Here is a 24,325-nt window from a genome sequence, read left to right on the forward strand (position 1 = left end):
GGCGTGGCCGGGTCGCCGAACCGCCCCGCCGGGGACACGCGCCGCCGGGACGCGGCCTTTGTCCTGCCCGCCTTCGGCACGCTGCTGCTGCTGCCGCCGTTCCTGAACCTGTTCAACCGCGGGCTGCTGGTGTTCGGCATCCCGCTTGAGGCGGTGTATCTGTTCACCGTCTGGCTCGCGCTGATCCTGGGCGCCTTTGCGATGACAAGGCGCCGCCCCGACACCGCCGAGGACCCCGCGCCCGGGGATGACGGCTGATGCTGTCGCCCGATTTCGTCATCCTGACCGCGGTCGCCTATGTCGGGCTGCTGTTCGCGCTGGCCTATGTCTCGGACCTGCGGGCGCGGCAGGGGCGGGCGGGGTTCCTGCGCTCGCCGCTGGTCTATACGCTGTCGATCTCGGTCTATTGCACCAGCTGGACGTTCTACGGCGCGGTGGGCACCGCGGCCCGCAACGGGCTGGAGTTCATGGCGATCTATATGGGGCCGACGCTGGTCTTCGTCGGCTGGTGGTTCCTGCTGCGCAAGCTGCTGCGGATCGCGCACGGGCAGCGGATCACCTCGATCGCGGATTTCCTGTCCTCGCGCTTCGGCAAGTCCAGCAAGCTGGCGATCCTGGTGACGGTGATCGCGGTGGTGACGATCACCCCCTATATCGCGCTGCAGCTCAAGGCGGTGACGACCTCGATCCAAGTGATCTCGACCGCGGACGGGCGCGGGCGGCTGGCGGGGCTGGGCGACGCGGGGCTGGGGCTGGCGGTGGCGATGGGCATGGCCGTGTTCACCATCCTGTTCGGCACCCGCAACGTGGACGCGCGCGAACAGCACCCGGGCGTGGTCGCCGCCATCGCATTCGAGGCCAGCGTCAAGTTCGTGGCGCTGGTGGCGGTGGGGCTGTTCGTGGTCTTCGGCCTGTCCGACGGCCCCGCGCAGATCTACGCCCGCGCCGCCGAGGCCGGGTTCACCATCCACGAGCCCGGCCCCTTCGGCAGCCGCTGGGTCACGGTGCTGTTCCTGTCGGCCTGCGCGGTGATCTGCCTGCCGCGGCAGTTCCAGATCACCGTGGTGGAAAACGCCGACGAAAACCACCTGCGCACCGCCGCCTGGGCGTTCCCGGCCTATCTGCTGCTGATGAGCCTGTTCACCCTGCCCATCGCCTTTTACGGGCTGGCGACCATGCCGGCGGGGTCGAACCCGGATATGTTCGTGCTGACCCTGCCGATGGCGGCCGACCAGAATGCGCTGGCGCTGTTTGCCTTTATCGGGGGGTTTTCCTCGGCCACCTCGATGATCATCGTGGCCTCCATCGCGCTGTCGATCATGGTGTCGAACCATATCGTGCTGCCGCTGGCACTGCGCTTTACCCGCGACCTGGCCGCGCACGAGGCGCAGGGCATCGCGCGGCTGCTGCTGGTCAGCCGGCGCACCTCGATCGCGGTGATCCTGTTCCTGGGGTTCATCTATTTCTGGCTGACCGGGGAAAGCGGGGCGCTGGCGCCGATCGGGCTGATCTCTTTCGCCGGGGTGGCGCAGTTCCTGCCGGCGCTGCTGGCGGCGCTGTACTGGCGCGGCGCCACGGTACGTGGCGCACTGGCCGGGATGGGGCTGGGGTTCGCGGTCTGGGGCTGGACGCTGTTCCTGCCCAGTTTCGCCGCCGGCAGCGACATGGTGGCGGCGCTGCTGGCCCAGGGGCCCTGGGGGATCGCCGCGCTGCGCCCGCAGGCGCTGTTCGGGATGGGCGACACCGACCCGCTGGTGCATTCGCTGTTCTGGAGCATGTTGCTGAACGCGGGCACGCTGGTGCTGACCTCGCTGGCGACAAGGCAGGACCGGCTGGAGCGGATCCAGGCCGGGGTGTTCGTGGACGTGTTCCGCTCGGGGCAGCGCGGGCAGGGGCACGGCGGCACCGGCCGGGCGATCCGCAGCACCGCCACCGCCGACGACCTGTTCTTTCTGGCCGAGCGGGTGCTGGGCTGGCAGCGCGCCCGCGCGCTGTTCGAGGATGCGGGGATCCGCCATGGTGCGCACGCCCGCGGCGCCGACGCGCCTCCCGCCTTCGTCATCCGGTTGGAACGCGAGCTGGCCAGTTCCATCGGCGCGGCCTCGGCGCATATCCTGCTGTCCAAGGTGGTGCGGGGCGACGCGCTGTCGCTGGACGAGGTGATGCAGATCGCCGACGAGACGCTGCAGGTGATCTCGCACTCCAATGAGCTGGAAAAGAAATCCAACGAGCTGCGCCAGACCGCCCGGCAGCTGCAAGAGGCGAACGCAAAGCTGCACGCGCTGCACCGGCAGAAGGACGATTTCCTCAGCCAGGTCAGCCACGAGGTGCGCACGCCGATGACCTCGATCCGCTCGATTTCCGAAATCCTGATGCGCCAGCCCGATCTGGACGAGGCGCAGCGGGACCGCTTCGTCGGGCTGATCCACCACGAAAGCGTGCGGCTGACCCGGCTGCTGGACGAGATCCTGGATCTCAGCGCGCTGGAACATGGCGAGCGGGACTGGGAAAACCACCCCGTCGACCCCGAGGCGGCGCTGAGCCGCGCGATGGAGGTCTGCGACGCCATCGCCCGCCAGCGCAACATCGGGTTTTCGCGAGAACACGCGCCGGTGCCGGTGGTGGTGGCGGGGGACAGCGACCGGCTGTGCCAGGTTTTCATCAACATCATCGCCAACGCCATTGCCCACAACCGCGACCCTGAACCGCGGGTGCACGTGCGTTCGCGCGTGACGGCGACGGAATATCAGGTCGAGATCATGGACAACGGGGCCGGAATCGCCCCCGAGTTCCGCGCCACCATCTTCGACAAGTTCGTCCGCATCGGCGAGGCGGGCAACACCGGCGGTGCCTTTCCGGGGCTGGGGCTGGGGCTGAACATCAGCCACACCATCGTGCGCAAGCTGCAGGGCCGGATCGAGCTGGTCGAGGGCGCGCTGCCCGGCGCGTGTTTCCGCATCTCGCTGCCGCTGTGCCCGGCGCCGCAGCCGGCCCTTGAGGGGTCCTGTCAGGCGGGCGCATCCTCCTGACGGTGGCTGCAGTTCTGGCGGATGCACAGCTGGCAGGACGGGCCCACCGCCAGCTGCGTGCTTGTGTCCGACAGGTTCAGCCCCTGCCCATAGACGGTGCGGTCGGCGTGGTGGATGTCGCAGGCCAGCATCACCGAAAACACCAGCGGCTGTTCGGCCCAGGTCGAGATCCGCTTGGGCACCGATTTCGCGATCATCAGGAAGCGCGCCCCGTTCGGGAACTCGGCGATCTGGCGGATCACCCCGCCCGCCGCCGCGGTGTGATAGATCGGCCAGAGCAGGCAGCCATGCCCGCCCCCCGGCAGGCTGAGCCCGGGCAGCGGGAACCGCTTGGTCAGCCGCCCCGAGGGATCGGCGCGCAGGAACCCGAAGGGCACGCCCTCGGCCCCCGGACGGCGCAGCGTCACCAGCCGGTGGGCCACCTGCTCGAAACTGGCGCCGTGGATATGGCTGAGCAGGTCGATGTCGTAGCGGTGTTCGGCGGCGGTGGCACTGATCCGCTCGTAAGGCATCATCATCGCCCCGGCGACATAGGATGACAGCGCCCCCCGCATCAGCTGCCGCGCCTCGTCCGAGGCGGGTTCCAGCGCCGCGCAGGTCCGGTCCAGCAGCTCGGGCGCGGCCAGTTCCGCGATCTGGCGGCACATACGGAACACCCGCGTCGCCAGCGGTGCCGAGGCCCGCAGCCACAGCACCCCGGCCTCGACATCGGCGCGCGAGCGTTCGGCCAGCCGCGGGGCGGGGGCGCCGGGGGCCTCGGGCCAGCGCTGGCAGCGCAGGCCGAAACGCTCGGCCAGCACAGTGGCCAGCGCGGTTTCCCCGAACGCGCGGGGGATGCTGGCGCGCAACTGCTCGGCCAGATCCTCCAGCTCGGGGAAATGGTTGTTGGCCGCGATGAACGCGTCCTCGACCTGCCGGACCGGCGAGATGGTGCGCCGCTTGATGGTGGCGCGGTCGAAATAGCCGACCAGCCCGCGCATGGTGGTGCTGAGCTCCTGCGCCTCGCGGTTGATGGCGACGGTGAAGCGGCGGCGGTCGGCCTCGCTCAGATCCTCGACCCGGGCGATGATCTCGGCGCTGGACCGCATTCCGGTCAGCCGGTTCAGCACCTCGTGCAGCATCTGCCCCAGCAGCGGGTCCGAGGCGAAGCGGTTGGTGAAGGCCTCGACCTCGGCCATCGCCTCGGCGCCCATGCGGTGCAGCCGGATCAGCGCCTGCGCCACCTCGGGGAAGCGGGCCAGCAGGTCGCGGAAATCGGTCTGGCCGAAATCCAGCCCCTGCAGCACCGGGTCGCGCAGCATCTCCTGCACGTTCTGCAGGGTCTTCTGCTCCTGGTCGCCGGACAGCGCGTCGATGTCCAGCTGCAGATGTTCCGCGATGCGCAGCAAGAGTGCGCCGCCGACGTCGCGTTTCGAGTTCTCGATCAGGTTCAGGTAGCTGGACGAGATCCCGACCATCCGGGCCAGCGCCGCCTGCGAGATGCCGCGGTCCAGCCGCTGCCGACGTATCCTGATGCCGACCGGCGCGCGCATCATGTCCCCCCTGTCTTCCCGTCCCTGAGTCAATCATTGACAGGATTTCTTGTAAATCGTTTGATGGTTTACAAAAAAACTGTTTGCAATCAGGTTCTTATTGAAATCGTTCCATCCATGTCCTCTTGATGCAAGTAACAATGACAAAAAGTCGCACCAGGGAGGAATGAAATGTCGAAACTGATCATCAACCGGCGCGGGCTGCTGCGCACCATGGGGGCGGGGGCGGCGGCGACGCTGGCCTCGCCGATGTTCTTCACCCGCGGCGCATGGGCGCAGAACTTCTGCAACGACCCCACCGCCAGCGGCAAGATCGTGTTCGGCTTCAACGTGCCGCAGACCGGATCCTATGCCGAAGAGGGGCTGGACCAGCTCAAGGGCTACGAGCTGGCGGTCAAGCACATCAACGGCGAGGGCGACGGCGGGCTGCTCAACACGCTCAAGCCGCTCAGCCTCAAGGGCAACGGGGTGCTGGGGCAGAAGGTCGCCTTCGTGTCCGGCGACACCCAGACCAACACCGACGCCGCCCGCGACGGCGCGCGCCGGATGATCGAGCGTGACGGCGCCATCATGGTCACCGGGTCCGTGACCTCGGGCGAGGCGATCGCGGTGCAGTCGCTGTGCCAGGAACGCGGCGTGATCTACATGGCGGGGCTGACCCATTCCAACGACACCACCGGCAAGGACAAGCGCCGCTACGGGTTCCGGCATTTCTTCAACGCCTATCAGTCGGGCGTCGCCATCGCCCCGCATCTGGCCGAGGCCTATGGCCGCGACCGCCGCGCCTATCACCTGACCGCCGACTACACCTGGGGCTGGACGCAGGAAGAATCGATCAAGAACGCCACCGAGGCGCTGGGCTGGGAAACCGTCGCCACCGTGCGCACGCCGCTGGGGCTGGGTGATTATTCGCAATACCTGACCCCGGTGCTGAACTCGGGCGCCGACGTGCTGATCCTGAACCACTACGGCCACGACATGGTGAACTCGCTGCCGCAGGCGGTGCAGTTCGGGCTGCGCGACCGCCAGGCCAACGGCAAGAACTTCGAGATCGTGGTGCCAATGTTCTCGGAGCTGATGGCCGTGGGCGCGGGCGAGGCGGTCAAGGGCATCATCGGCACCTCGAACTGGCACTGGGCGCTTGAGGACGAGGGCACCAAGGCCTTTACCAAATCCTACGGCGAGGCTTACGGCGCGCCGCCCTCGCAGTCGGCCCATACCGGCTATGTGCAGGCCATCCTTTACGCCGATGCGGTGGAACGCGCCGGGTCCTTCTATCCGCCCGAGGTCATCAAGGCGCTGGAAGGCCACGAGTTCGACGGCATGGGCAACGGCCCGACGCTGTATCGCGACAGCGATCACCAGTGCTTCAAGGAAGTGCTGGTCGTGCGCGGCAACGACGCCCCCACCAGCAAGTTCGACGTGCTGAACGTGATCGGCCGCTCGGCGCGCGAAGACGTCACCTATGACCCCGCGATCTTCGGCGGCGAGCTGGGCCCCTACGAGCCCAACCAGTGCTGATCGCGCAGTGATCCGGGGCCCGGCGCGCGTCAGCGGGCCGGGCCCTGCCGTCACCAATCACAAGAAAATACCGGGGTCTGACCCGCAGGGGGGAAAATGAACGCGTTTCTCGCGCAGCTGCTCAATGGGCTGGACAAGGGGGGGGCCTATGCGTTGATCGCATTGGGGCTCACCCTGGTTTTCGGCACCTTGGGCGTGGTCAATTTCGCGCATGGCGCCCTGTTCATGCTGGGCTGCTTCATGGCGGTGACCTTCCGCTATCTGATCACCATCGAAAAGGTCACCACCGACCCGACGCAGCTGTCGCCCTGGGGGCAGCCGCTCGAGGTGCGCGCCCCCATCGTCCAGGACTGGCTGGGCGATTTCGGGCTGTTCCTGGTCGATTACTCGGTGCCGTTCTCGATCCTGCTGACCATCCCGGTGATGCTGGCCATCGGCATCGGGATGGAGCGCGGGCTGATCAAGCATTTCTACAAGCGCACCCATGCGGAACAGATCCTGGTGACCTTCGGCCTGGCCATCGTCATCGGCGAGATCGTGAAAAGCATCTACGGCCCCAACCCCTGGCCGCAGCCGATCCCCTCGGACCTGCGCTCGGCCGCCGACATCGGCCGCTGGCTGGGGATGGAGCCGAATACCCTGACCTATCCGTGGTGGCGGATGATCTATCTGATGTTCTCGCTGGGGGTGATCGCGGCGGTGTTCGCCTTCCTGCGCTTCACCACCTTCGGGATGGTGGTGCGTGCCGGCATGGCTGACCGCGAGGCGGTGGGGCTGCTGGGCATCAACATCGACAAGCGCTTCACCGTGGTCTTCGGCCTCGCGGCCGTGGTCGCCGGGGTGGCGGGGGCGATGTACACGCCGCTGCTGCCGCCGAACTACCAGATCGGCATGGATTTCCTGGTGCTCAGCTTCGTCGTCGTCGTGGTGGGCGGCATGGGCTCGCTGCCGGGCGCGGTGCTGGCCGGGTTCCTGCTGGGCATCCTGCAAAGCTTCGCCTCGATGACCGAGGTGAAGTCGCTGATCCCTGGCATCGACCAGGTGATCATCTATCTGGTGGCGGTGGTGATCCTGCTGGTGCGGCCCCGCGGCCTGATGGGCCGGCGCGGCGTGATGGAGGGCTGATCCGATGTTCCATCTTTCCCGCAAGGACCAGATCAAGCTGGCGATCTTTGCCCTGGTCGTCGTCACCATGCCGATCTGGCTGGCGCCGCTGGGCGCCGCATATCCGGGGCTGATGCAGAAATTCGCGATCTATGCGATCTTTGCCATCGGCTTCAACATCCTGTTCGGACTGACCGGCTATCTGTCCTTCGGTCACGCCGCCTTCCTGGGCGTCGGTTCCTATACCGCGGTTTGGTCGTTCAAGCTGCTGACCATGGACATCGTGCCGGCGCTGATCTTCTCGACGCTGCTGGCGGGGGTGTTCGCGCTGGTGATCGGGTTCTTCAGCCTGCGGCGGACGGGGATCTATTTCTCGATCCTGACGCTGGCATTCGCGCAAATGTGCTACAGCTTGGCCTATTCGGTGCTGACCCCGATCACCAACGGCGAAACCGGGCTGCTGCTGGCCCGCAACGACCCGCGGGTGATCGACGCGGCGCTGGGGGCCGGGACCGTGGGGGGCGCCGGGCTGCCGACGCCGGCGCTGCTGGGCAACACCGTCAGCGGCTATTTCGGCTTCTACATCTGTGCGGCGCTGCTGATCCTGGCCTTCTTCATCTCGCAGAAGATCTTTGCCTCGCCCTTCGGGCTGGCGCTGCGGGGGATCAAGTCGAACCAGACGAGGATGATCTATACCGGCTTCAACATCCGGCCCTATATGCTGGCGGCCTTCGTGATTTCTGGCATGTTCGCGGGGCTGGCCGGCGGGCTGCTGTCGGTCACCGACCCCATCGCCGGGGCGGAACGGATGCGCTGGACGGAATCGGGCAACATTGTGCTGATGACCATCCTGGGCGGGGTGGGCACGCTGATCGGCCCGGTGATCGGCGCCTGGGTGATCGAGTATTTCGAGAACATCTTCTCGGCCATCAACAAGAACATGCTGAACGCGGCCTTCGATTTCCTGCCTGACGGGGTGCAGAACGTCGCCGTCACCGTGCTGTCCAAGTTCGTGGGCGAGGGCTGGCACCTGACCTTGGGGCTGCTGTTCGTGCTGATCGTGGTGTTCCTGCCCGGCGGGCTGGTCGAGGGCTATCTGAAGCTGGTCGCGCGGTTCCGGCGCGGGCGCGGCACCAAACCGGAGGCTGGCGGGAAATGAGCGTGACGAGCGAAAACGCAGCGGCCGGCACGGCCGCGAACGGCAAGAACATCGTCCTGCACGCCGCGGACGTGATCAAGAACTTCGGCGGGCTGCGCGCGCTGTCCGACATCGACCTGCAGATCGAAGAGGGCAAGACCCACGCGATCATCGGGCCGAACGGCGCGGGCAAGTCCACCCTGCTGAACGTGATCATCGGGCGGATCGCGCCGACCTCGGGGGCGGTGGTGTTCGACGGCACCGTGCTGACCGGCAAGGCCCCGCACGAGATCAACCAGCTGGGGATTTCCCGGGTGTTCCAGACGCCCGAGATCTTCGCCGACCTGTCGGTGCTGCACAATGTCATGGCCCCGGCCTTCGCCCGCCGCGACGGGGCCTTCCGGCTGAACATGTTCCGCACCACCGCCCGCGAAGCCGAGATCCGGGAAGAGGCCGAAAGCCTGCTGAACGATTTCGGCATGTGGGACCGGCGCGACGACCATTCCGGCGCGCTGTCGCGGGGCGACAAGCGGCGGCTGGAGCTGTGCATGTGCCTGATCCAGCATCCGCGGCTGCTGCTGCTGGACGAACCCACCGCCGGCATGTCGCGCCACGACACCAACACCACCATCGAGCTGCTGAAGAAGATCAAGCTGCGCGGCATGACCAAGGTCATCATCGAACACGACATGCATGTGGTGTTCTCGCTGGCCGACAAGATCTCGGTGCTGGCGCAGGGGCGGATCATCGCCTCGGGCCTGCCGCAGGACATCAAGGAGGACCCCAGAGTGCAGGAAGCCTATCTCGGGGGGGCGGCGGAATGAATGCGGCACCAGTGACCGGCCCGGCGCCGGATGCGTTCTTCGCGCTGCGCGACGTCCATGCCTATTACGGCGAAAGCTACATCGTGCAGGGCGTCAGCCTCGAGCTGCGCAAGGGCGAGGTGCTGGCCCTGCTGGGCCGCAACGGCGCCGGCAAGACCTCGACCATGCGCGCCATCGCCCGGGCCGACAACCCGGCGGTGATGCGCGGGGAAATCTGGCTGGAGGGGCAGCCGGTCCACCAGATGAAATCCTGGCAGGCCAGCCAGGCGGGCATCCAGCTGGTCCCCGAGGACCGCCGCATCATCCCCGGCATGACCGTCGAGGAAAACCTGATCCTGTCGCAGGTCGCCCCCAACAAGGGCTGGGAGATCGCCCAGATCTACGAGCATTTCCCGCGCCTGGCCGAGCGCCGCAACCAGGAGGGCGTCACCCTGTCGGGGGGCGAGCAGCAGATGCTGTCGGTCGCCCGGGCGCTGGCGCGCGAGGTCAAGCTGCTGCTGCTGGACGAGCCCTATGAAGGGCTGGCCCCGGTGATCGTGCGCGAGATCGAGCATATCGTGCAGGACATCAAGGCCCGCGGCATCACCACCATCATCGTGGAACAGAACGCGGTGGCGGCGCTGCGGCTGGCGGACCGGGCGGTGATCCTCGATTCCGGCGAGCTGGTGTTCACCGGCTCGGCGCAGGAGCTGCTGGACGACGCCGATCTGCGCAACCGCTATCTGGCGATCTAGGCCGGGCCCCGGGGCTGCGGCGAGGGGTTTGCGTCGCCGCAGCATGGGTATTTGGGCCAGAAAGAAGCAGCTGGCGCGGGCAGGGGCCTGCCTGCGTCAGTCCTCGTGGACGATGCCGGGTTGGTCGGCGGCGGTGGGCGGCGGCGTGGCGTGCAGGTGGGCGGGGGTGTCGGGCACATGCGCGGCCCGCAGCCCCAGCGCGATGCCCACGCCCATCGCGGCCAGCCCCGCCATCACCCCGGCGGCGGGCAGCACCAGTTCCCACCCCGGGGTCAGGCGGGCGGGCATCAGCGCGTAATCCACCACCCCGGCCAGCGCGCCGGTGGCCAGCCCTGCCGCCCAGGCCAGCATCGGGCTGCCCCGTTCGGCGGCGCGCAGCATCAGCACCGCCACCGCCGCCCAGAAGAAGCAGGCGGCGACATGGATCACGGCGCCAACCCCGGTATGCGCGAGGTCGAGCCCGGCGAACTGCCCGGCCTCGGGGCCGTGCAGCGCGTGGCTGGTGGCGTTCAGCGGCATCCAGAACGGCAGGCCGGCTGCCATCGCGGCCAGCCCCAGCACCAGCACCGACAGCACCGTGGCGGCACCCCCGGCCAGCGGCCAGCCGCGGTCGAAACGTGCCATCGCGATCGGACGGGTCATCGGTTCTTCCCTTGCCTCAAAAGACGGCAATCCGCGGCGGGGCGGAATGTTCCCGGGAACATTCCCCGGGCGTGCCGGTTCAGCCCCCGCGAAACCGACGCCGGCCCCCGCCGGCGCCAACGGAAGGGAGAAATCCAATGCCCGACAAGGTTCTTGACGACCTGTTCCACGACACGCTGAAGGACATCTATTACGCCGAGCGCCAGATCCTGAAGGCGCTGCCCAAGATGGCGCGCGGCGCGCAGTCGGATCATCTGCGCCAGGCCTTCGAAAAGCACCGCGACCAGACGGAAACCCATGTCGAGCGCCTGCGGCAGGTGTTCGACATCATCGGCAAGTCCCCCCGCGGCAAGACTTGCCCGGCCATCGACGGCATCATCGAAGAGGGCGAAGAGGTGATGGCGGCCTTCAAGGGCTCGCCGGCGCTGGACGCCGGGCTGATCGCGGCGGCGCAGGCGGTCGAGCATTACGAGATCGCCCGCTATGGCACGCTGCGGCAATGGGCGCGGCAGCTGGGGCTGGACGATGCCGCCGCGCTGCTGGACGAGACGCTGACCGAGGAATCCGACACCGACGAACTGCTGACCGAGATCGCCGAGAGCGAGGCGAACGTCGAGGCGGCGGCGCCCGCCTGACGCCTGCACCCGGCGGCTTTGTCCGGCGGCCGCCGGGCGGCCGCCGGGCGGGGCCGGTCGGGGCGGATGCGAAAAGGGGCGGCCGGTGGGCCGCCCTTGTCATTTTCAAGGGGCTGTCTTTTCGAAGGCGCTGCGTCCCCCGGCCGCCTACAGCGCCGGTTCCAGCCGGTCCTGAAGGATGTGCCGGGCGCGGTTCACCCGGCTCTTGATGGTGCCGATGTCGCAGCCAAGGATGCGCGCGGCGTCCAGATAGCTCTCGCCCAGGGCGCCGACCAGCACGATCGCCTCGCGGTAATGGGGGGGCATCTCGCGCAGCGCCGCCTGCATCTCGCGTGCCTGCATGTGCCAGTCCTGCCCCGGCTTCACCTGCACCCGCACCGAGCTTGACACGCAATCCGCCGCCCCCGTCCGCTCGCGCGCCGACTTGCGGCAGTTGGTCAGGAAACGGTTGCGCATGATGGTGAACAGCCAGGCCCGCATGTTGGTGCCGGGGCGGTACTGGTGCACGTTCTCGATGGCGCGAAGCAGGGTTTCCTGAACCAGGTCCTCGGCATCCGGGACCGACCGGCACAGGGCGCGCGAATAGGCGCGGAGCGCCGGGATATATCCGAGAATATCGTCCGACATGGGCGCTCCCCTGCAAGTCCGAGTGTATCGGAGGCTCAATGCCGGGGCGCGCAGGCGGTTCCGCCGGAAATCGCCGCGGGGGCGGGTTTGGCGAAAACTGGCCGGGGTGCGTCAGGAGGCGTCGCGGCCCCGCCGCTCGCGCGCCTGGGCAAGCGCCGCCTCGAGCTGCTGCGCCAGTTCGCGCAGCCGGGGCGAGATCGGCTCTTTCGCCGTCTGTGCCAGCAGCTCGGACAGGGCCTTGTCCAGCTCGGGATCGACAACCGGGCCGCAGTCGCTGTTGGCCATCGGGAACTCCATGTCTCTGTCGTCAGCAGGGCCAGTCTAGTCGAACCCGTTCCTCAGGGGCAGCCCGTCCGCATCAGATTTTCCGCCCCTGTGACAACAAAATCCGAAAACAAATCAATCTTTCCCATGGGGCCTGCCCGCCGGGACGCGGACGGCCCGACAACCTGCCCGGCGCGCAGTTGTTCCGACGCCCTTGCGCGGACCGGCGGCGGCGGCCGTATCCCGCCGGTCCGGCGCGGTCCCGCGCCCCCTTACATGCTGGCGGAACGGGGGTGTTTGCCGTGATCGTCGCCGGCGTCATCCGGCCCCGAGGTGCCCAGGTGGCGCATCCGGGTCCGCAGCCGGCAGCACAGCCCCGGCGCATCATGCGAGATGGTGCTTTCGCCCATGAAATCCTCGGGCAGCACCTCCTCGATGATCAGCGAGCCGAAGCCGCGGCCGGCGGGCGGCTTGGGCGGCGGGCCGCCGGTTTCGGTCCAGACCAGGGTGAAGTCGTCGTCGCTGCCCGGGCGGCCGGCGGTCCAGCGCAGCTCGACCCGCCCCTCGGGCGCCGACAGCGCCCCGTATTTCAGGGCGTTGGTCGCCAGCTCGTTGATGGCCAGCGCCAGGGTCAGGGCCTGCTTGGCGCTGACGCCGACGGCGGGGCCGTCGATGTGGAACCGGCCCTGGCCGCTGCGGAAGGGCTTGAGCGCCTCGAGCACGACCTCGCCCATGCGGGCGTTCTGGACCTGCGCCCGGGTCAGCAGGGTCTGCGCATGGGCCAGCGCGCCGATCCGCTGGCGCAGGTGGTCGCCGGCGTCCGGGCCCTCGTGGCTTTGCAGGGTCTGGTTGACGATCGCGGACACCACGGTCAGCGTGTTCTTGATCCGGTGCGCCAGCTCGCTGTTGCGCAGTTGCAGCTGGCGGGCGGTCTCGACCGTGCGGGTGGTTTCGATCACCGTGTCCATCATGCCGCGCACCACGCCGTTCTCGTCCCGGATCGGGCTGTAGCAAAAGGTGAAGTTGCAGGGCTCGGGGTAGCCGTAGCGGTCGATGGTCAGGGGGAAGTCCTCGATAAAGGTCGCCTCGCCGGCAAAGGCGCGCGCGGCGATGGGACCGACCTCGTCCCAGACCTCGTGCCAGATCTCGGCGAACGAGCCGCCCAGTACATCGCCCTTGTCCCCCAGGATGGGGCGGAAGGCGTCGTTGTAAAGCGTGACCAGACCGGGGCCCCAGACCAGGCATTTCGGGAACTTCGAGTTCAGCGCCATGCCCAGCGTGACCTTGAGCGCCGAGGGCCAGCCCTCGGGGGGGCCCAGCTCATGTGCGGACCAGTCCTTGGCCCGGATGGCCTGCGCCATCTCGCCGCCGCCGTCCAGAAAGTGCAAACCGGCCATCCGTCCCCCCTTCGCTGAACACCCTTTTCCCGGGGGATGCGACGCATCACGGAATGCAGGCTTTGGAAGACGGGGCCGGATCCGGTGCGAGGCACATCCGTCGGGACGTTCGAGCGCAACCGGATGATAGCGCGGTAACCGCCCGGCCAGAAGCGGAAAACCACGATCGTGAGGGGCGATGACCTTGCGGTCACCGCTTTGGGCAGGAATCAGCCGCGGCGCTGATCGTCGTCCTTGCGGCCGCCGCCCTGGCCGCCACCCTGGCCGCCTTGACCGCCGCCCTGGCCGCCGCCCTGACCGCCCTGGCCGCCACCTTTGCCGCCGCCCTGACCGCCACCGCCGCCCTGGCCGCCTTGGCCCTGGCCCTTCTTGTCATTGTTCTGGTTGTTCTGGTTCATCGGGGCATCCTCCTCGTGCTCGATGCGGACCCTCCAACCGGCCAGCCTGTCCGATGTTCCAATAATTCGGCGGCAGCGGAACGAAACCTGCCGGATTCCGGTTCGTCCCCCAGATCATCCCGATCCCCCGACCATTCCGACCCGGCGGACATACATGCAGGACACCCTGAGATTCGGCCCCCTGGGCGATGAGGCGGCGCATCTTTGCATAGACATGCAAAGGCTGTTCGGCGCCGGTTCGCCCTGGGCGATCCCGTGGATCGAAAAGGTCCGCCCCGTGGTGGCGCATCTGGTGGCCGCGCGGACCGAGCGCACCGTGTTCACCCGCTTTGTCCCCCCGGCCAGCCATGCCCAGACCGGCGGCGCCTGGGCGCGCTATTACGCCGAATGGCCCGAGATGCTGCGCGAGCGGCTGGACCCCAGCTGGCTGGAGCTGCTGCCCGAGCTGGCCGGCCATGTGCCGCCGGCGCGGGTGATCGACAAACCGGTGTATTCGCCCTGGCACGACGGGCGGCTGCATCATTTCCTGCGCGGCGCCGGAATCAACACGCTGGTGATGACCGGAGGAGAGACCGACATCTGCGTCATGGCCACCGTCATGGGGGCGGTGGACCTGGGCTACCGGGTGGTGCTGGTCAGCGACGGGGTGTGCTCGTCCACCGACACCGGCCATGACGCGGCGATGACGCTGTTTCGCACCCGGCTGTCCCAGCAGATCGAGACCGCGCCCTTTGACGAAATCCTCGACAGCTGGCCGGTATGAGGGGCAGGCGCCCCCCGACCGGCCAGCGGCCGCCGGGCGTCCCGCCCCCGCGGCCAGCCACATGTGACGGAGCGCGACCATGACCCATCGCCCGGCTGCCCCCTCTGCAATCCCGGCGGGGCTGAGCCATTACTACCGCGCCAGCGACCTGTCCGGGCTGCGGCTGGCGCTGTGGGAGGATGCGGGCAGCGCCTCGCTTGCCGCCTATCTGCGCGAGGCCGGTGCGGCGGTCGAGGTGCTGCCGCCCGGTGACGGGGCAGGGCAGGGCATGCCGCCGCTGCCGCTGCGCGCCCGCTGCGCGCCTAGTGCCGGAGGCGCGAAGACTGAAGGCGGGCTGTCTGCGGTGAACGGCCAGCCGGGCGGCGCGGCGGTGCTGGAACTCGACGCCGCGGTGGTGAACCTGGGCGACCCGAACCCCCTGGCGCGGCGGTTGCAGGCGACGGGGGTTCCCTTCGTGATCTTCACCGACCACCCGGAACGCTGCCTTGAACATTACCCTGCCGGCAGCTGCGTCCACAGCGAGGACGGGCCCGAGGCGCTGGCCTCGGCGGTGCTGCTGCATGTGGCGATCTTCCGCTCGGGCCTGCCGGTCACCCCGGACCTGTCCGGCCCCGGAATGTCGCTGATCGAGATGGTGCCGGGGCTGCGGGCGATGGCGCGGGTGCTGGTGCCGGATGCGGCGCTGGCCGACGACCTGCTGGCCGAGGCGATGGTGCAGGCGCTGGCCTATGTGCCGCCGCTCGGCTCTGAAGCCGAGGTGGGGGCGCTGCTGGTCATGCTGATCGAGCGGCTGTGGCATCGGCAGAAACTGTCGCGCCCCTGCTGACCGCCCCCACGGCGGGCGCATGAAAAAGGGGGCCTCGCGGCCCCCTTTCTGCCTGTCGTCGTCCGGGTCGGTCAGCGGCGGCCGCGCGAGGACGAACGGCGGTCGTCGTCGTCATCGTAGCGGCTGGACGAGCGCGAGCGGCCGCGGCCGTAATCGTCGTCGTCATCGTCGCGGCGATGCTCCCAGCCAAGCCGCGCGGCTTCCGAATGGCCGCGGGAGTCGCCGAACCAGCCGCCTTGCCCGCGGTCGCGCGAATAGCCGCGGTCGTCGTCGCGATCACGCCCACCGCGCGAGGACGAGGAATAACGGCGGTCGTCGTCATCGTAGCGGCTGGACGAGCGCGAGCGGCCGCGGCCGTAATCGTCGTCGTCATCGTCGCGGCGATGTTCCCAGCCAAGCCGAGCGGCTTCCGAATGGCCGCGGGGGTCGCCGAACCAGCCGCCTTGCCCACGGTCGCGCGAATAGCCGCGGTCGTCATCGTCGTCGCGCCCGCGCGAGGAATAGCGGCGGTCGTCGTCGTCGTCCCGGCGCGACGAGCGCGAGCGTCCGCCACGGTCATCGTCGCTCATGAAACGGCCGCGGCTGTCGCGTTCACGGTCGTCGCTGTCGCGGCCGGAACTGCGCCCGCGACCGCCACGGTCGTCGTCGCTCATGAAGCGGCCGCGGCTGTCGCGTTCGCGGTCGTCGCTGTCCCGGCCAGAGCTGCGACCCCGGCCCCCACGATCGTCGTCGCTGACGAAACGTCCGTATTCGTCGCGCTCAGGCATGTTCGAATTCCTCGGCATGTTGTCCTCCTGAATTGCCGTAAGGTGCCGCAGACGCGGCGATCTCATGCCACCCCGTCGGGATGGCGCCGTAAGGTAGGAACCGAGGTCCCTGCCCAGGGCCGCCGGGTCGACCCCGGCCGCCTTTGCCTTTGCAAGAAGCCCGCTGCGGGGCTTCTCCTCGCGTTCGATGATCTCGCCGATCAGCCGTGCGGCGACCCGCAGCGCGGCCAGCGCCATGGGGCCGTAAAGCTGCTCTCCGGCGCGCAGCAGGAACGACACCAGATCGCCGTCGATGGCGGTCTCGTTCAGCGCCGGGAACTCGCGCAGCCCGGCGTCGGTCGCGGATTCGTACAGCAGCTCATGCGCCGCGGCGTGGCGGGCCCAGGCCGAGGACAGGCGGTCCAGCAGCTCCTCGGCCTCTTCGCCGTCGGTCACCTTCGAGGCTTCGCCCAGCAGGGCGCGCAAGGTGCCGTGATGCGCCCGCAGCTGCGCGAAGCCATCATTGGCGATGTCGCCATCGTCATCGTCGTCATCATCGGTGTCGTCGTTCTGCGACCGCGCGCCTTGCCCCTGGACGGCACTCCGCGTCTGGGTTCCGGCGGCCGGTTTCTGGCCGAACTGGCCCGACTGCCCCTGGGCCGATTGACCCTGACCCGACTGACCCTGACCCTGACCCGACTGGCTCTGGCTGCCCTGGCCCTGGGTCTGGTCCTGGTTCCCCGAAGCCGTGCTTCCCTGGGTCGCGCTGCCCTGCGCGGTGTCGCCCGGCTGATCGCCATCCTTCTTTTTCCCGGATGGCTCTGCTTCGCGTGCCATGTGGTCGCCTCCATGCTGTGGGCGCCCTGAACCGGCGGCGGAGGCAAATGTTCCAGAAGAAAAGCGGCGAAGCCGGGGACGGGCGGGATTTTTCCGCGCGTCTTGCGGGCGCCGGAGCAGGGGGGGAACCGCGTGCCGCCCCACCGCCCGACTGGTGCCCGAGTCAGCCCGGATATCGGCGCTGGATTTCCTGCGCGAGCAACCGGAAAAGCCATGGGCCCGGCTGCTCGAGCGCCGCCTCACCCAGTTCGCCGCGCCGGCAGCTGCGGATCGCGCGTTCCAGCACCGCGGCCACCAGCCGCTCGGCCGCAGCCGGGTCCTGCAGCGCCGGGCGCGCCTCGGCCAGCATGGCGCGGATGATCTGTTCCAGGCTTCCAGCCGTGGGCGCGGGCAGGGGGACGGGCGGCGACTGGAACCGGATGTCCCCGAGCCCGGCGGCGGGGACCATAGGGCAGGGGCTCGCGCCCTTGTGGCCGGCGAGCGGCGGCGAGATGCCGGGGTCGGGTTCGGTGATCTCGCCTGCCGGCTGTGCGGCGGCGCGGTTGCCATTCCCCCGCTCCAGACTCCGCAAGATCCCGCTCCTTCTTCATACCGGGGGCGGCGGGCGGGCACCCGCACCCGCCCGTTTCGCCGACAGGGGGAAAGCGCGCCGGCCCGGCCGCGGTTCCCCGCCGCCGGCCGGGAATCGGAAGGGGCGGGACGCAAAAGGGGCCGGATCGCCCCGCGGCAATCCGGCCCCTTGCCCGTCACCTGTGGCGGGCGCGCTTGTGGCGCCTTACCAGTCGTCGCGGTAGCGCCCGCCCATCCGGTTGTAGCCGCTGCGGGAATAAGCGCCGCGGCGGTCGTCGTCGTCGCGCAGCTCGTCCATGCGGCGGCGGCGCTCGGCCTCGTCGTCGCCGAACCAGGACGCCACCTCGTCGCCCGCGCGTTCCATCCAGCCGCGGTCGCCGCTGCGATAGTCGCCGCTGCGGTAATCCCCGCTGCGATAGCCGCTGCGGCGGTCGTCATCGTCATAGCTGCGATAGCCGCGATAGCCCGAGCCATAGTCGGTGTCGCGCCCGGCGCGGCCCGCATAGTTCGAAGAGCCCGAGTAGCCCGCGCCATACCCCCGGTCGTAATCCCGGCTGCCGGACGAGCCCCCGTAGCTGCCGGTATTGCGGGACAGGCTGCCCTGGCCGGCGCGCCAGTAATCCTCCTGACGGGCCACGCGGCCCTGGCCCTGCGAGCCATAGCCCTCGCGGTAGCGGCTGCTGGACGCGCTGCCGTAGCTGCCGCGGTTGCGGTTTTCGTCCCAGCGGCTGCGCTCGTCATCCCTCCAGCGATCTGCCATGCTGTCCTCCTGTGTCACGGATTGATCCCTGCCATCGGCGATGGCGGGGGCGGACAACCGGAAGCGGGGCGGATTGTTCCTGCGTGGGGGCGCGAAAATCGCGGCCCACCTACCAGATCTGGGCCGGGCGGGCGATCATCAGCCACAGGATCCCCAGCACCGCGAAGAACGCCGGAAAGCCGAAGACGAACCAGACCCGGAACAGGCGGTGGTAGCGGGCGGGCAGTTCGGTGCCGTCGCGCAGCGCCGCCTGGGCCATGTCGCGCATCTGCATCTGGATCCACACCACCGGCAGCCAGAACGCCCCGGTGACGATGTAAAGCAGGATCGACAGCACGATCCAGTGCTCGCCCAGCCCGTAGCCCATCACCCAGACCAGCGCGAGCCCGGTGACCGGCTGCGCCACCACCGCGGTGGCGGTGAACAGGAAATCCGCGATCACCACGATGCGCGCCACCCCGGCGATCAGCGGCTTGCTGCCGGTCCAATGCGCCAGCAGCATGAAGAAGGCGATGCCCGCCCCCGTCCCCAGCAGCACCGAGGCGCCGATGACATGCAGGTATTTCAGCGCGTAATACAGCATCAGCGTTCGTCCAGGATGGCCAGCGCGACGAAATGCGCCATCAGGATCGGCCAAATCTTCAGCAGCGGCCCCAGCGGCTCGTTCCACAGCTCGGGCAGCAGCAGGGTGCCGGAGACTATGTAGAACGCCGACAGCGCGATTGCGGCCCACAGCCCGCGCCGCGCGCTGGGGCGCCAGGCGATCGACAGCCCGACCGCCAGATCGGCCAGCGCCCCGGCCACCACCCCCGGCCCAGCCAGCGGCCCGGTGCCGGCGCGGTGCATCAGCTCGACCCCGTTGTGATAGCCGGTGGTCAGCGAGATCACCGCCGTGAGCGTCCAGAACAGCACCAGCACCACCATCAGCACCGGCTGGATGACATAGAGCGGCGCGAACCAGCGTTCCTGCACCGAGACCGGGCGCCGGGCCAGCGCCTCGGACAGGCTCAGCGGAAAGATCCCCGTCGCCTCCATCCACGGGGCGGGATCGCCGACCGCGCCCTGGGTGATCTCGCGCCGGGCGGTGCTGCGCAGGGGCGGGCGCCAGCCCAGCCGCGCCGCCGCATCGCCCAGCCGATAAAGCAGCCCCGCCAGCCACCCCGGCACCCCGATCCGCCGCGCCGGGCGCCAGCCCAGCCAGGCGCGATGCCGCGCCACCACCTCGGCAAAGGACAGGCGTTCCGGGCCGGCAAGCTCCAGCACCAGCCGGGCAGGGGCCTCGGGGCGGATCAGAAAGGCCACGGTCTCGGCCACGTCCTCCAGCGCCACCACCTGCAGCGGGCCGGTCGCGGGCATCACCGGCAGCAGCGGCAGCGCCGCCAGCCCGCGGATCAGGGCGCTGGCGCCATAGACCGGGCCGCCCAGCACCACCGAGGGGCGCAGGATCACCCAGTCCAGATCCAGCGCCATCAGCGCCCGATCCCCCGCCAGCTTGCTGGCCGAAAACCCCGACAGCTGGTGGCGGTCGACCCCGATGGCCGAGAAATGCAGGACGCGGCGCACGCCCGCCTCGGCGCAGGCGCGAAACAGCGCCTCGGCGCCGCTGTCATGGGCGGCGGCGGTATCCTCGCGCGGGCTGTCCTGCAGGACGCCGACGCAGTTCACCACCGCCTCGAACCCCTGCAGTTGCGCGCGCCAGCCCGCGGGATCGGGGCGGGTGAAATCCATGCGCAGCCAGCCCGCGACCGCCCCTTGCCCGGGGCGCGGGGCGCCGCGGGTGGCGCCCCAGACCTCGTGCCCGTCTGCCGCCAGCCGGGTGCAGACGCTTTGCCCGATCAGCCCGCTTGCCCCTGTGACCAGCAGCTTCATGGTGGGCTCAGGGCGTCTCGGGCGCCGCCGGCGCCGCAGGGGGCGCTGGCGAAGCCGCGGCGGGGTCGGGAGAAGCGCCGGGGGCAGGAGAAGCGGCGGTGTCGGGGGTCGCGGCAGGGTCGGGACGCGCCACGGGTGCGGGGGACACGGCCGGGGAAATGCCGGCCAGCCGCGCGTGGATATCGCGGGCGTGGTCGAGATGCCCCTGCACCACCGGCAGCAGCTCGGCCGCAAGGCGCTGAAGCTCGGCGTCCTGCCCGCCGGTCACCTCGGCCGACAGCAGCTGCACGGTCTTCTGGTGGTCGGTGATCTGGCCGCGGATATAAGCCAGGTCGAAATCACTGCCCTCGAGCCCGGCCAGCCGCACCTGCATCGCCTGATGCTCGGGGTCCGGCCCTTCGGGCAGGGGCACGTTCGCGTCCTCGGCCAGCGCGGCCAGCCGCTGGTTGGCGTCGGAGTGGTCGCGCACCATCATCTCGGCAAAGCCGCGCACCTCGTCCGAGCCGGCGCGGTCCAGCGCCAGCTGCGCCAGCGCCACCTCGGCCATGCCGCCGGCGGCCAGCAGCTGATAGGACAAGGTGTCGTGGGCGTTGCGCTGATGCGGCGCCGGGGTGGCCGCGTCCTGCATCGCCGTGTCGGGGGCCAGATTGCCGGGGTTGCCGATCTGGGCCAGCGCCGGGGCCGCCAGCAGCACCCACCCCGCCGCGATCATCCTGGGGAACATGATGTCCATCCTTTCCTAAAGCGTCAGCAGATAGGCGGTCAGCGCCTCTTTCTCGTCGCCGCTCAGCCCCGTCCCCAGCACCAGGTTGAAGAACTCGACCGTGTCGGCCAGCGTCATCAGGCGGCCGTCGTGCAGATAGGGCGGCGAATCCTTGATGCCGCGCAGGGTGAAGGTCTTGATCGGCCCGTCCGGCAGCGTCGCCATGTCATTATGGACCTGCCCGGGCTTGTAGAACCGCTCCAGCTTCAGGTCGTGCATCTGGTTGTCCATGAAGGCAGTCTGCGGGTTGTGGCATTCCGCGCAGCGGCCCTTGCCCATGAAGACCGCCTCGCCGGCCAGTTCCTGCTCGGTCGCGAGCGTGGGGTCCAGCCGCCCGAACGGGTCCAGCTTGGGGGCGGGGGGAAAGTCGATGATGTTCTGCATCTGCGCCATCATCGCCACCTGGTTGGCGCGGTCGGGCAGATGCACGCCCTTGCGGGTGGCGCTGACGTGGTCGCCGTTGAAATAGGCGGTGCGCTGCTCGAACTCGGTGAAATCCTCGATCGAGCGCAGCGAGCGTTTCGAGCCGTGGATCTGCTGGTTGAACATGCCGCGCAGGCTGGTCGTGTCCAGCCGGAAGCGGCTGGCCTGCGGGCGCACGTCCGGGGTCTGGTGAAACGCCGCGTTGCTGTGGAAGTTGGAATGGCAGTCGAGGCAGGCAACCCCCAGCGAGGGGTCGCCGACCTTGCGGTCCTCGGTCTGGTTGAACTCTTCCTGCGGGAACGGGGTCAGCAGCAGGCGCAGCCCTTCCATCTGCACGGGGGTGACCAGCCCGTTCATGATCTCGTAATAGTTGCGGATGGTCAGCAGCTCGCCGCGTGACACATCGCCCAGATGCGGCTGGGTGGTCAGGAAGATCGGCGGCGGGAACTCGGGCGTCAGATGGTCGGGCAGGTCGAAATCGACGTCGAAGCGGCGCAGGTCGCGCTGTTCCTGCGCGGCGATCCGGTCGATCTGGTTTTGCGGGAACACCTGTCCGCCGGTGGCCTGCTTGACATGCGGCAGCGGCAGGAAGCCCTGCGGCAGCAGGTCGCCGTCGCGGATCTCGGCCGGGGTCATGGCGGCCAGCGAGTCCCAGTCCTGCCCGTCGGGCAGGCGCACGCGCACCCCCTCTTGCACCGGCTTGGTTCCGCCCGACATCATCGCCCCCGGCAGGGGCCGGTCCGCGAGGTCGTAGCGGCTGTCCAGCAGCTCGCGCTGGCGGGCCATGACGGCGGGCTTCTGCGCCTCGTCGATGACGCGGGCGCGAGAGGGGGGCATCACCGGCAGCGGACGATAGGTGGTGTCCGGTGGCAAGGGATCGGCGGCGGCGGGCAGGGGCTGCGCGCCGGCCAACAACGCCGCGCAGATCGGGGCCAGGGCACGATGGACCGGCATGGCATCCTCCTTTTGCTGGGACGCGGTAACCGGCGGCGGGGCGGATTGTTCCCATGTCGACTGTGGGTTAGTTGGCGGTGGCCGGGGCGGCGCCGTGGCCCGGTGGGGCAATGACGACTGCGCCCCCCGCGACCCGGCGGATCTCGCACCCCGGCGGGCGTCCCGGACATGTCAGTATCGGTCGGTTTGCAGCGGCCTCACGGCCCGGTTGGAGCCGCGGCGCCCCTATGCCTCGAACAGCTCGCGGAATTGCCGGGGCTGGCAGCGCAGGTATTGCGGCGCGGCCTTGACGCTGGCGCCCAGATGCGCGGCGGCGTGCCAGGGCCAGCGCGGGTCGTAAAGCACCGTGCGGGCCAGCGCCACCAGGTCGGCGTCGCCGGTGACGACGATGGCCTCGGCCTGGTCGTAGCCGGTGATCAGGCCGACCGCGACCACCGGGATGCCTACCGCCTGTTTCACGGCGCGGGCCAGCGGCACCTGATAGCCCGGCCCGACCGGGATCTGCTGGCGCGGGTCCAGCCCGCCGCTGGAGACGTGGATCGCGGCGCAGCCCCTTGCCTCCAGCGCCTGCGCAAAGGCCACTGTCTGGGCGATGTCCCAGCCGCCCTCGACCCAATCGGTGCCGGAGACGCGGACCGAGACCGGGCGTTCGGCGGGAAAGGCGGCGCGGACGGCCTCGAACACCTCAAGCGGGAAGCGCATCCGGTTTTCCAGGCTGCCGCCATAGTCGTCGTCGCGCAGGTTCGACAACGGCGACAGGAACTCGTGCAGCAGATAGCCATGGGCGGCGTGGATCTGCACCGCGTCCAGCCCCAGCCGCCCGGCGCGCGCGGCGGCGGCGGCAAAGGCGTCGCGCACCCGGTCGAGCCCGGCGCGGTCCAGCGCATGGGGGGGGATCTCGCCGTCCTGGAACGCCGCGGCGCTGGGAGCGACCGTTTGCCAGCCGTTCGGATGATCGGGCGCGATCTGCCTGCCGCCCAGCCACGGCAGGTCGGTCGAGGCCTTGCGCCCGGCATGGGCCAGCTGGATGGCGATGGGCATGTCGGACCAGCGGCGCACGCCCTCCAGCGTGCGGGCCAGCGCCGATTCGGTCCGGTCGTCCCACAGCCCGACATCGGCGTAGGAGATGCGGCCCTCGGGCAGGACGGCGGTGGCCTCGATGGTCAGCAGCGCCGCGCCGGACAGCGCCAGCTGGCCCAGATGGATCAGGTGCCAGTCGGTGGTGCAGCCGTCCTCGGCCGAATACTGGCACATCGGCGCGATGACGATGCGGTTGGAAAGCTGCAGGCCGCCGACCGCAAGCGGGGTGAACAGACGGGGCATCGGGCTCTCCTTCAGGCGGGGGTGGGGCAGGGGGGATGTGGTCCCGATGCGACCGCGAGGTCAAGCCCGGCCCGCGGCGCAGCCCGTCATATGCGACCGATCCCCACAAAACCCGGCCTTGGAAAGCCCGGCCGAACGCAGGCTGGTCCCCGCTCGGGCGGCAGAGATCAGTCCCACTCCTTCAGGCTGTTGATGCCGCCATAGCCGCGCACGCCGGACAGGTCGAAGTCCAGCCCCGCGTCCACGTAGGGCGCCCAGAGCCCGGCGGTGCCGATGACCGAGCCGGTCGCGGCCGACCAGCCGACCCCGGCCTCGATCATCCGGTCGCTCTTGCCGCGCACGCCCACCAGCTTGGCGCTGCCGAAGGACAGCCCGTCGGCCAGCGGCAGATGCACCGAGGCTTTCGCCCCGCGCGCGTCCCCATCGGAATCCAGCCGGATCTTGGCGATGCCCAGCACCCCTTCCGGGGTCGAGCCGTAGCTGTCGAAGCTCCAGTTGAAGCCGATGAAGCCCCGGGTCTCGGCCCCGGCCGGCAGCGCGGTCAGCAGGGCGATGGCGGTGGCGGCGGCGACGGCGCGCATGTTGACCTCGTTCGTTTTTCTCGCGGGCAAGGTGACGAAACCGGGCCGGCAGGTCAACCGTGACC

General features: G+C 69.4%; 26 protein-coding genes. 11 read left to right on the top strand and 15 right to left on the bottom strand.

Annotated elements, in window-relative coordinates:
• Positions 1-3: 3 nt before the first annotated feature.
• Both RSP45_RS15070 and RSP45_RS15075 read left to right on the top strand, forming a co-directional pair.
• On the top strand, positions 4-258 hold the full coding sequence (locus RSP45_RS15070; RefSeq protein WP_415392552.1) for a hypothetical protein: 255 nt from the start codon (positions 4-6) through the stop codon (positions 256-258).
• A complete protein-coding gene (locus RSP45_RS15075) occupies positions 258-3,029 on the top strand; it encodes an ATP-binding protein (protein WP_415392553.1) in 2,772 nt (923 codons plus the stop codon). The genes RSP45_RS15070 and RSP45_RS15075 overlap by 1 nt, the downstream gene beginning before the upstream one ends.
• Here the strand turns inward: RSP45_RS15075 and RSP45_RS15080 are convergent.
• Positions 3,008-4,564: a helix-turn-helix domain-containing protein gene (locus tag RSP45_RS15080; RefSeq protein ID WP_415392554.1), complete on the bottom strand. Its 1,557-nt coding sequence runs from the start codon at positions 4,562-4,564 to the stop codon at positions 3,008-3,010. The genes RSP45_RS15075 and RSP45_RS15080 overlap by 22 nt on opposite strands.
• Positions 4,565-4,732: 168 nt before the next feature.
• On the opposite strand from RSP45_RS15080, the gene RSP45_RS15085 reads away from it, so the two are divergent.
• The 5 genes from RSP45_RS15085 to RSP45_RS15105 all read left to right on the top strand — a co-directional run bounded on the left by RSP45_RS15085 (position 4,733) and on the right by RSP45_RS15105 (position 9,882).
• On the top strand, positions 4,733-6,082 hold the full coding sequence (locus RSP45_RS15085) for a substrate-binding protein (protein ID WP_303731283.1): 1,350 nt from the start codon (positions 4,733-4,735) through the stop codon (positions 6,080-6,082).
• Positions 6,083-6,178: 96 nt separating this feature from the next.
• Positions 6,179-7,207, top strand: coding sequence for a branched-chain amino acid ABC transporter permease (locus RSP45_RS15090; RefSeq protein ID WP_073064003.1), 1,029 nt, complete (start codon positions 6,179-6,181; stop codon positions 7,205-7,207).
• A 4-nt stretch (positions 7,208-7,211) separates the two neighbouring features.
• Complete coding sequence (locus tag RSP45_RS15095) at positions 7,212-8,345, top strand: branched-chain amino acid ABC transporter permease (RefSeq protein WP_415392555.1); 1,134 nt, start codon at positions 7,212-7,214, stop codon at positions 8,343-8,345.
• On the top strand, positions 8,342-9,148 hold the full coding sequence (locus tag RSP45_RS15100; RefSeq protein WP_415392556.1) for an ABC transporter ATP-binding protein: 807 nt from the start codon (positions 8,342-8,344) through the stop codon (positions 9,146-9,148). Before RSP45_RS15095 ends, RSP45_RS15100 begins: the two co-directional genes overlap by 4 nt.
• On the top strand, positions 9,145-9,882 hold the full coding sequence (locus RSP45_RS15105) for an ABC transporter ATP-binding protein (protein WP_415392557.1): 738 nt from the start codon (positions 9,145-9,147) through the stop codon (positions 9,880-9,882). The genes RSP45_RS15100 and RSP45_RS15105 overlap by 4 nt, the downstream gene beginning before the upstream one ends.
• 96 nt (positions 9,883-9,978) lie before the next feature.
• Here RSP45_RS15105 and RSP45_RS15110 read toward each other — a convergent pair whose 3' ends face one another.
• Positions 9,979-10,524, bottom strand: a complete 546-nt coding sequence (locus tag RSP45_RS15110) for a hypothetical protein (RefSeq protein ID WP_415392558.1) — start codon at positions 10,522-10,524, stop codon at positions 9,979-9,981.
• A gap of 137 nt (positions 10,525-10,661) precedes the next feature.
• Here RSP45_RS15110 and RSP45_RS15115 point away from each other — a divergent pair, with 137 nt between their 5' ends.
• Positions 10,662-11,159 carry a ferritin-like domain-containing protein gene (locus RSP45_RS15115; RefSeq protein ID WP_415392559.1) on the top strand — a complete coding sequence of 166 codons (498 nt, stop codon included), beginning with the start codon at positions 10,662-10,664 and terminating at the stop codon, positions 11,157-11,159.
• A 147-nt stretch (positions 11,160-11,306) separates the two neighbouring features.
• Here RSP45_RS15115 and RSP45_RS15120 read toward each other — a convergent pair whose 3' ends face one another.
• From RSP45_RS15120 to RSP45_RS15135, 4 genes are all read right to left on the bottom strand, one after another.
• Positions 11,307-11,786, bottom strand: a complete 480-nt coding sequence (locus RSP45_RS15120) for a sigma-70 family RNA polymerase sigma factor (protein ID WP_073064015.1) — start codon at positions 11,784-11,786, stop codon at positions 11,307-11,309.
• Positions 11,787-11,897: 111 nt separating this feature from the next.
• Positions 11,898-12,071, bottom strand: coding sequence for a hypothetical protein (locus tag RSP45_RS15125; protein WP_159435562.1), 174 nt, complete (start codon positions 12,069-12,071; stop codon positions 11,898-11,900).
• A gap of 251 nt (positions 12,072-12,322) precedes the next feature.
• The gene (locus tag RSP45_RS15130) at positions 12,323-13,447 is read right to left on the bottom strand and encodes a sensor histidine kinase (RefSeq protein WP_415392560.1); all 1,125 of its coding nucleotides are present in this window, start codon (positions 13,445-13,447) and stop codon (positions 12,323-12,325) included.
• A gap of 209 nt (positions 13,448-13,656) precedes the next feature.
• Positions 13,657-13,845 (bottom strand): hypothetical protein, encoded by a 189-nt coding sequence (locus RSP45_RS15135; RefSeq protein ID WP_415392561.1) that lies wholly within the window; start codon positions 13,843-13,845, stop codon positions 13,657-13,659.
• A gap of 214 nt (positions 13,846-14,059) precedes the next feature.
• Between RSP45_RS15135 and RSP45_RS15140 the strand changes: the two genes are divergently transcribed.
• Complete coding sequence (locus RSP45_RS15140; RefSeq protein WP_415392562.1) at positions 14,060-14,608, top strand: cysteine hydrolase family protein; 549 nt, start codon at positions 14,060-14,062, stop codon at positions 14,606-14,608.
• 79 nt (positions 14,609-14,687) lie between these two features.
• Positions 14,688-15,434, top strand: coding sequence for a hypothetical protein (locus RSP45_RS15145; RefSeq protein WP_415392563.1), 747 nt, complete (start codon positions 14,688-14,690; stop codon positions 15,432-15,434).
• Positions 15,435-15,505: 71 nt separating this feature from the next.
• On the opposite strand, the gene RSP45_RS15150 is transcribed toward RSP45_RS15145, so the two are convergent.
• Positions 15,506-16,666 carry a hypothetical protein gene (locus RSP45_RS15150; RefSeq protein ID WP_415392564.1) on the bottom strand — a complete coding sequence of 387 codons (1,161 nt, stop codon included), beginning with the start codon at positions 16,664-16,666 and terminating at the stop codon, positions 15,506-15,508.
• A 9-nt stretch (positions 16,667-16,675) separates the two neighbouring features.
• Between RSP45_RS15150 and RSP45_RS15155 the strand changes: the two genes are divergently transcribed.
• Complete coding sequence (locus RSP45_RS15155) at positions 16,676-17,047, top strand: hypothetical protein (protein ID WP_415392565.1); 372 nt, start codon at positions 16,676-16,678, stop codon at positions 17,045-17,047.
• Positions 17,048-17,180: 133 nt separating this feature from the next.
• Here RSP45_RS15155 and RSP45_RS15160 read toward each other — a convergent pair whose 3' ends face one another.
• The 8 genes from RSP45_RS15160 to RSP45_RS15195 all read right to left on the bottom strand — a co-directional run bounded on the left by RSP45_RS15160 (position 17,181) and on the right by RSP45_RS15195 (position 24,260).
• The gene (locus tag RSP45_RS15160) at positions 17,181-17,588 is read right to left on the bottom strand and encodes a hypothetical protein (protein ID WP_415392566.1); all 408 of its coding nucleotides are present in this window, start codon (positions 17,586-17,588) and stop codon (positions 17,181-17,183) included.
• 204 nt (positions 17,589-17,792) lie between these two features.
• The gene (locus tag RSP45_RS15165; protein WP_415392567.1) at positions 17,793-18,347 is read right to left on the bottom strand and encodes an SWFGD domain-containing protein; all 555 of its coding nucleotides are present in this window, start codon (positions 18,345-18,347) and stop codon (positions 17,793-17,795) included.
• Between the two features lie 109 nt (positions 18,348-18,456).
• Positions 18,457-18,930 carry a DUF2269 family protein gene (locus RSP45_RS15170; RefSeq protein WP_073064036.1) on the bottom strand — a complete coding sequence of 158 codons (474 nt, stop codon included), beginning with the start codon at positions 18,928-18,930 and terminating at the stop codon, positions 18,457-18,459.
• Positions 18,930-20,216, bottom strand: coding sequence for an SDR family oxidoreductase (locus tag RSP45_RS15175; protein ID WP_415392568.1), 1,287 nt, complete (start codon positions 20,214-20,216; stop codon positions 18,930-18,932). Before RSP45_RS15175 ends, RSP45_RS15170 begins: the two co-directional genes overlap by 1 nt.
• Before the next feature lie 7 nt (positions 20,217-20,223).
• Positions 20,224-20,940, bottom strand: coding sequence for a DUF4142 domain-containing protein (locus tag RSP45_RS15180; RefSeq protein WP_415392569.1), 717 nt, complete (start codon positions 20,938-20,940; stop codon positions 20,224-20,226).
• Between the two features lie 15 nt (positions 20,941-20,955).
• A complete protein-coding gene (locus tag RSP45_RS15185; protein ID WP_415392570.1) occupies positions 20,956-22,356 on the bottom strand; it encodes a cytochrome B6 in 1,401 nt (466 codons plus the stop codon).
• Between the two features lie 225 nt (positions 22,357-22,581).
• Positions 22,582-23,679: an NADH:flavin oxidoreductase/NADH oxidase gene (locus RSP45_RS15190; protein WP_415392571.1), complete on the bottom strand. Its 1,098-nt coding sequence runs from the start codon at positions 23,677-23,679 to the stop codon at positions 22,582-22,584.
• Positions 23,680-23,846: 167 nt separating this feature from the next.
• Positions 23,847-24,260: a hypothetical protein gene (locus tag RSP45_RS15195; RefSeq protein ID WP_415392572.1), complete on the bottom strand. Its 414-nt coding sequence runs from the start codon at positions 24,258-24,260 to the stop codon at positions 23,847-23,849.
• Positions 24,261-24,325 lie beyond the last annotated feature (65 nt).

The sequence above is a fragment of the Paracoccus sp. SJTW-4 genome, assembly GCF_047716885.1.
GTDB classification, from domain to species: domain Bacteria; phylum Pseudomonadota; class Alphaproteobacteria; order Rhodobacterales; family Rhodobacteraceae; genus Paracoccus; species Paracoccus solventivorans.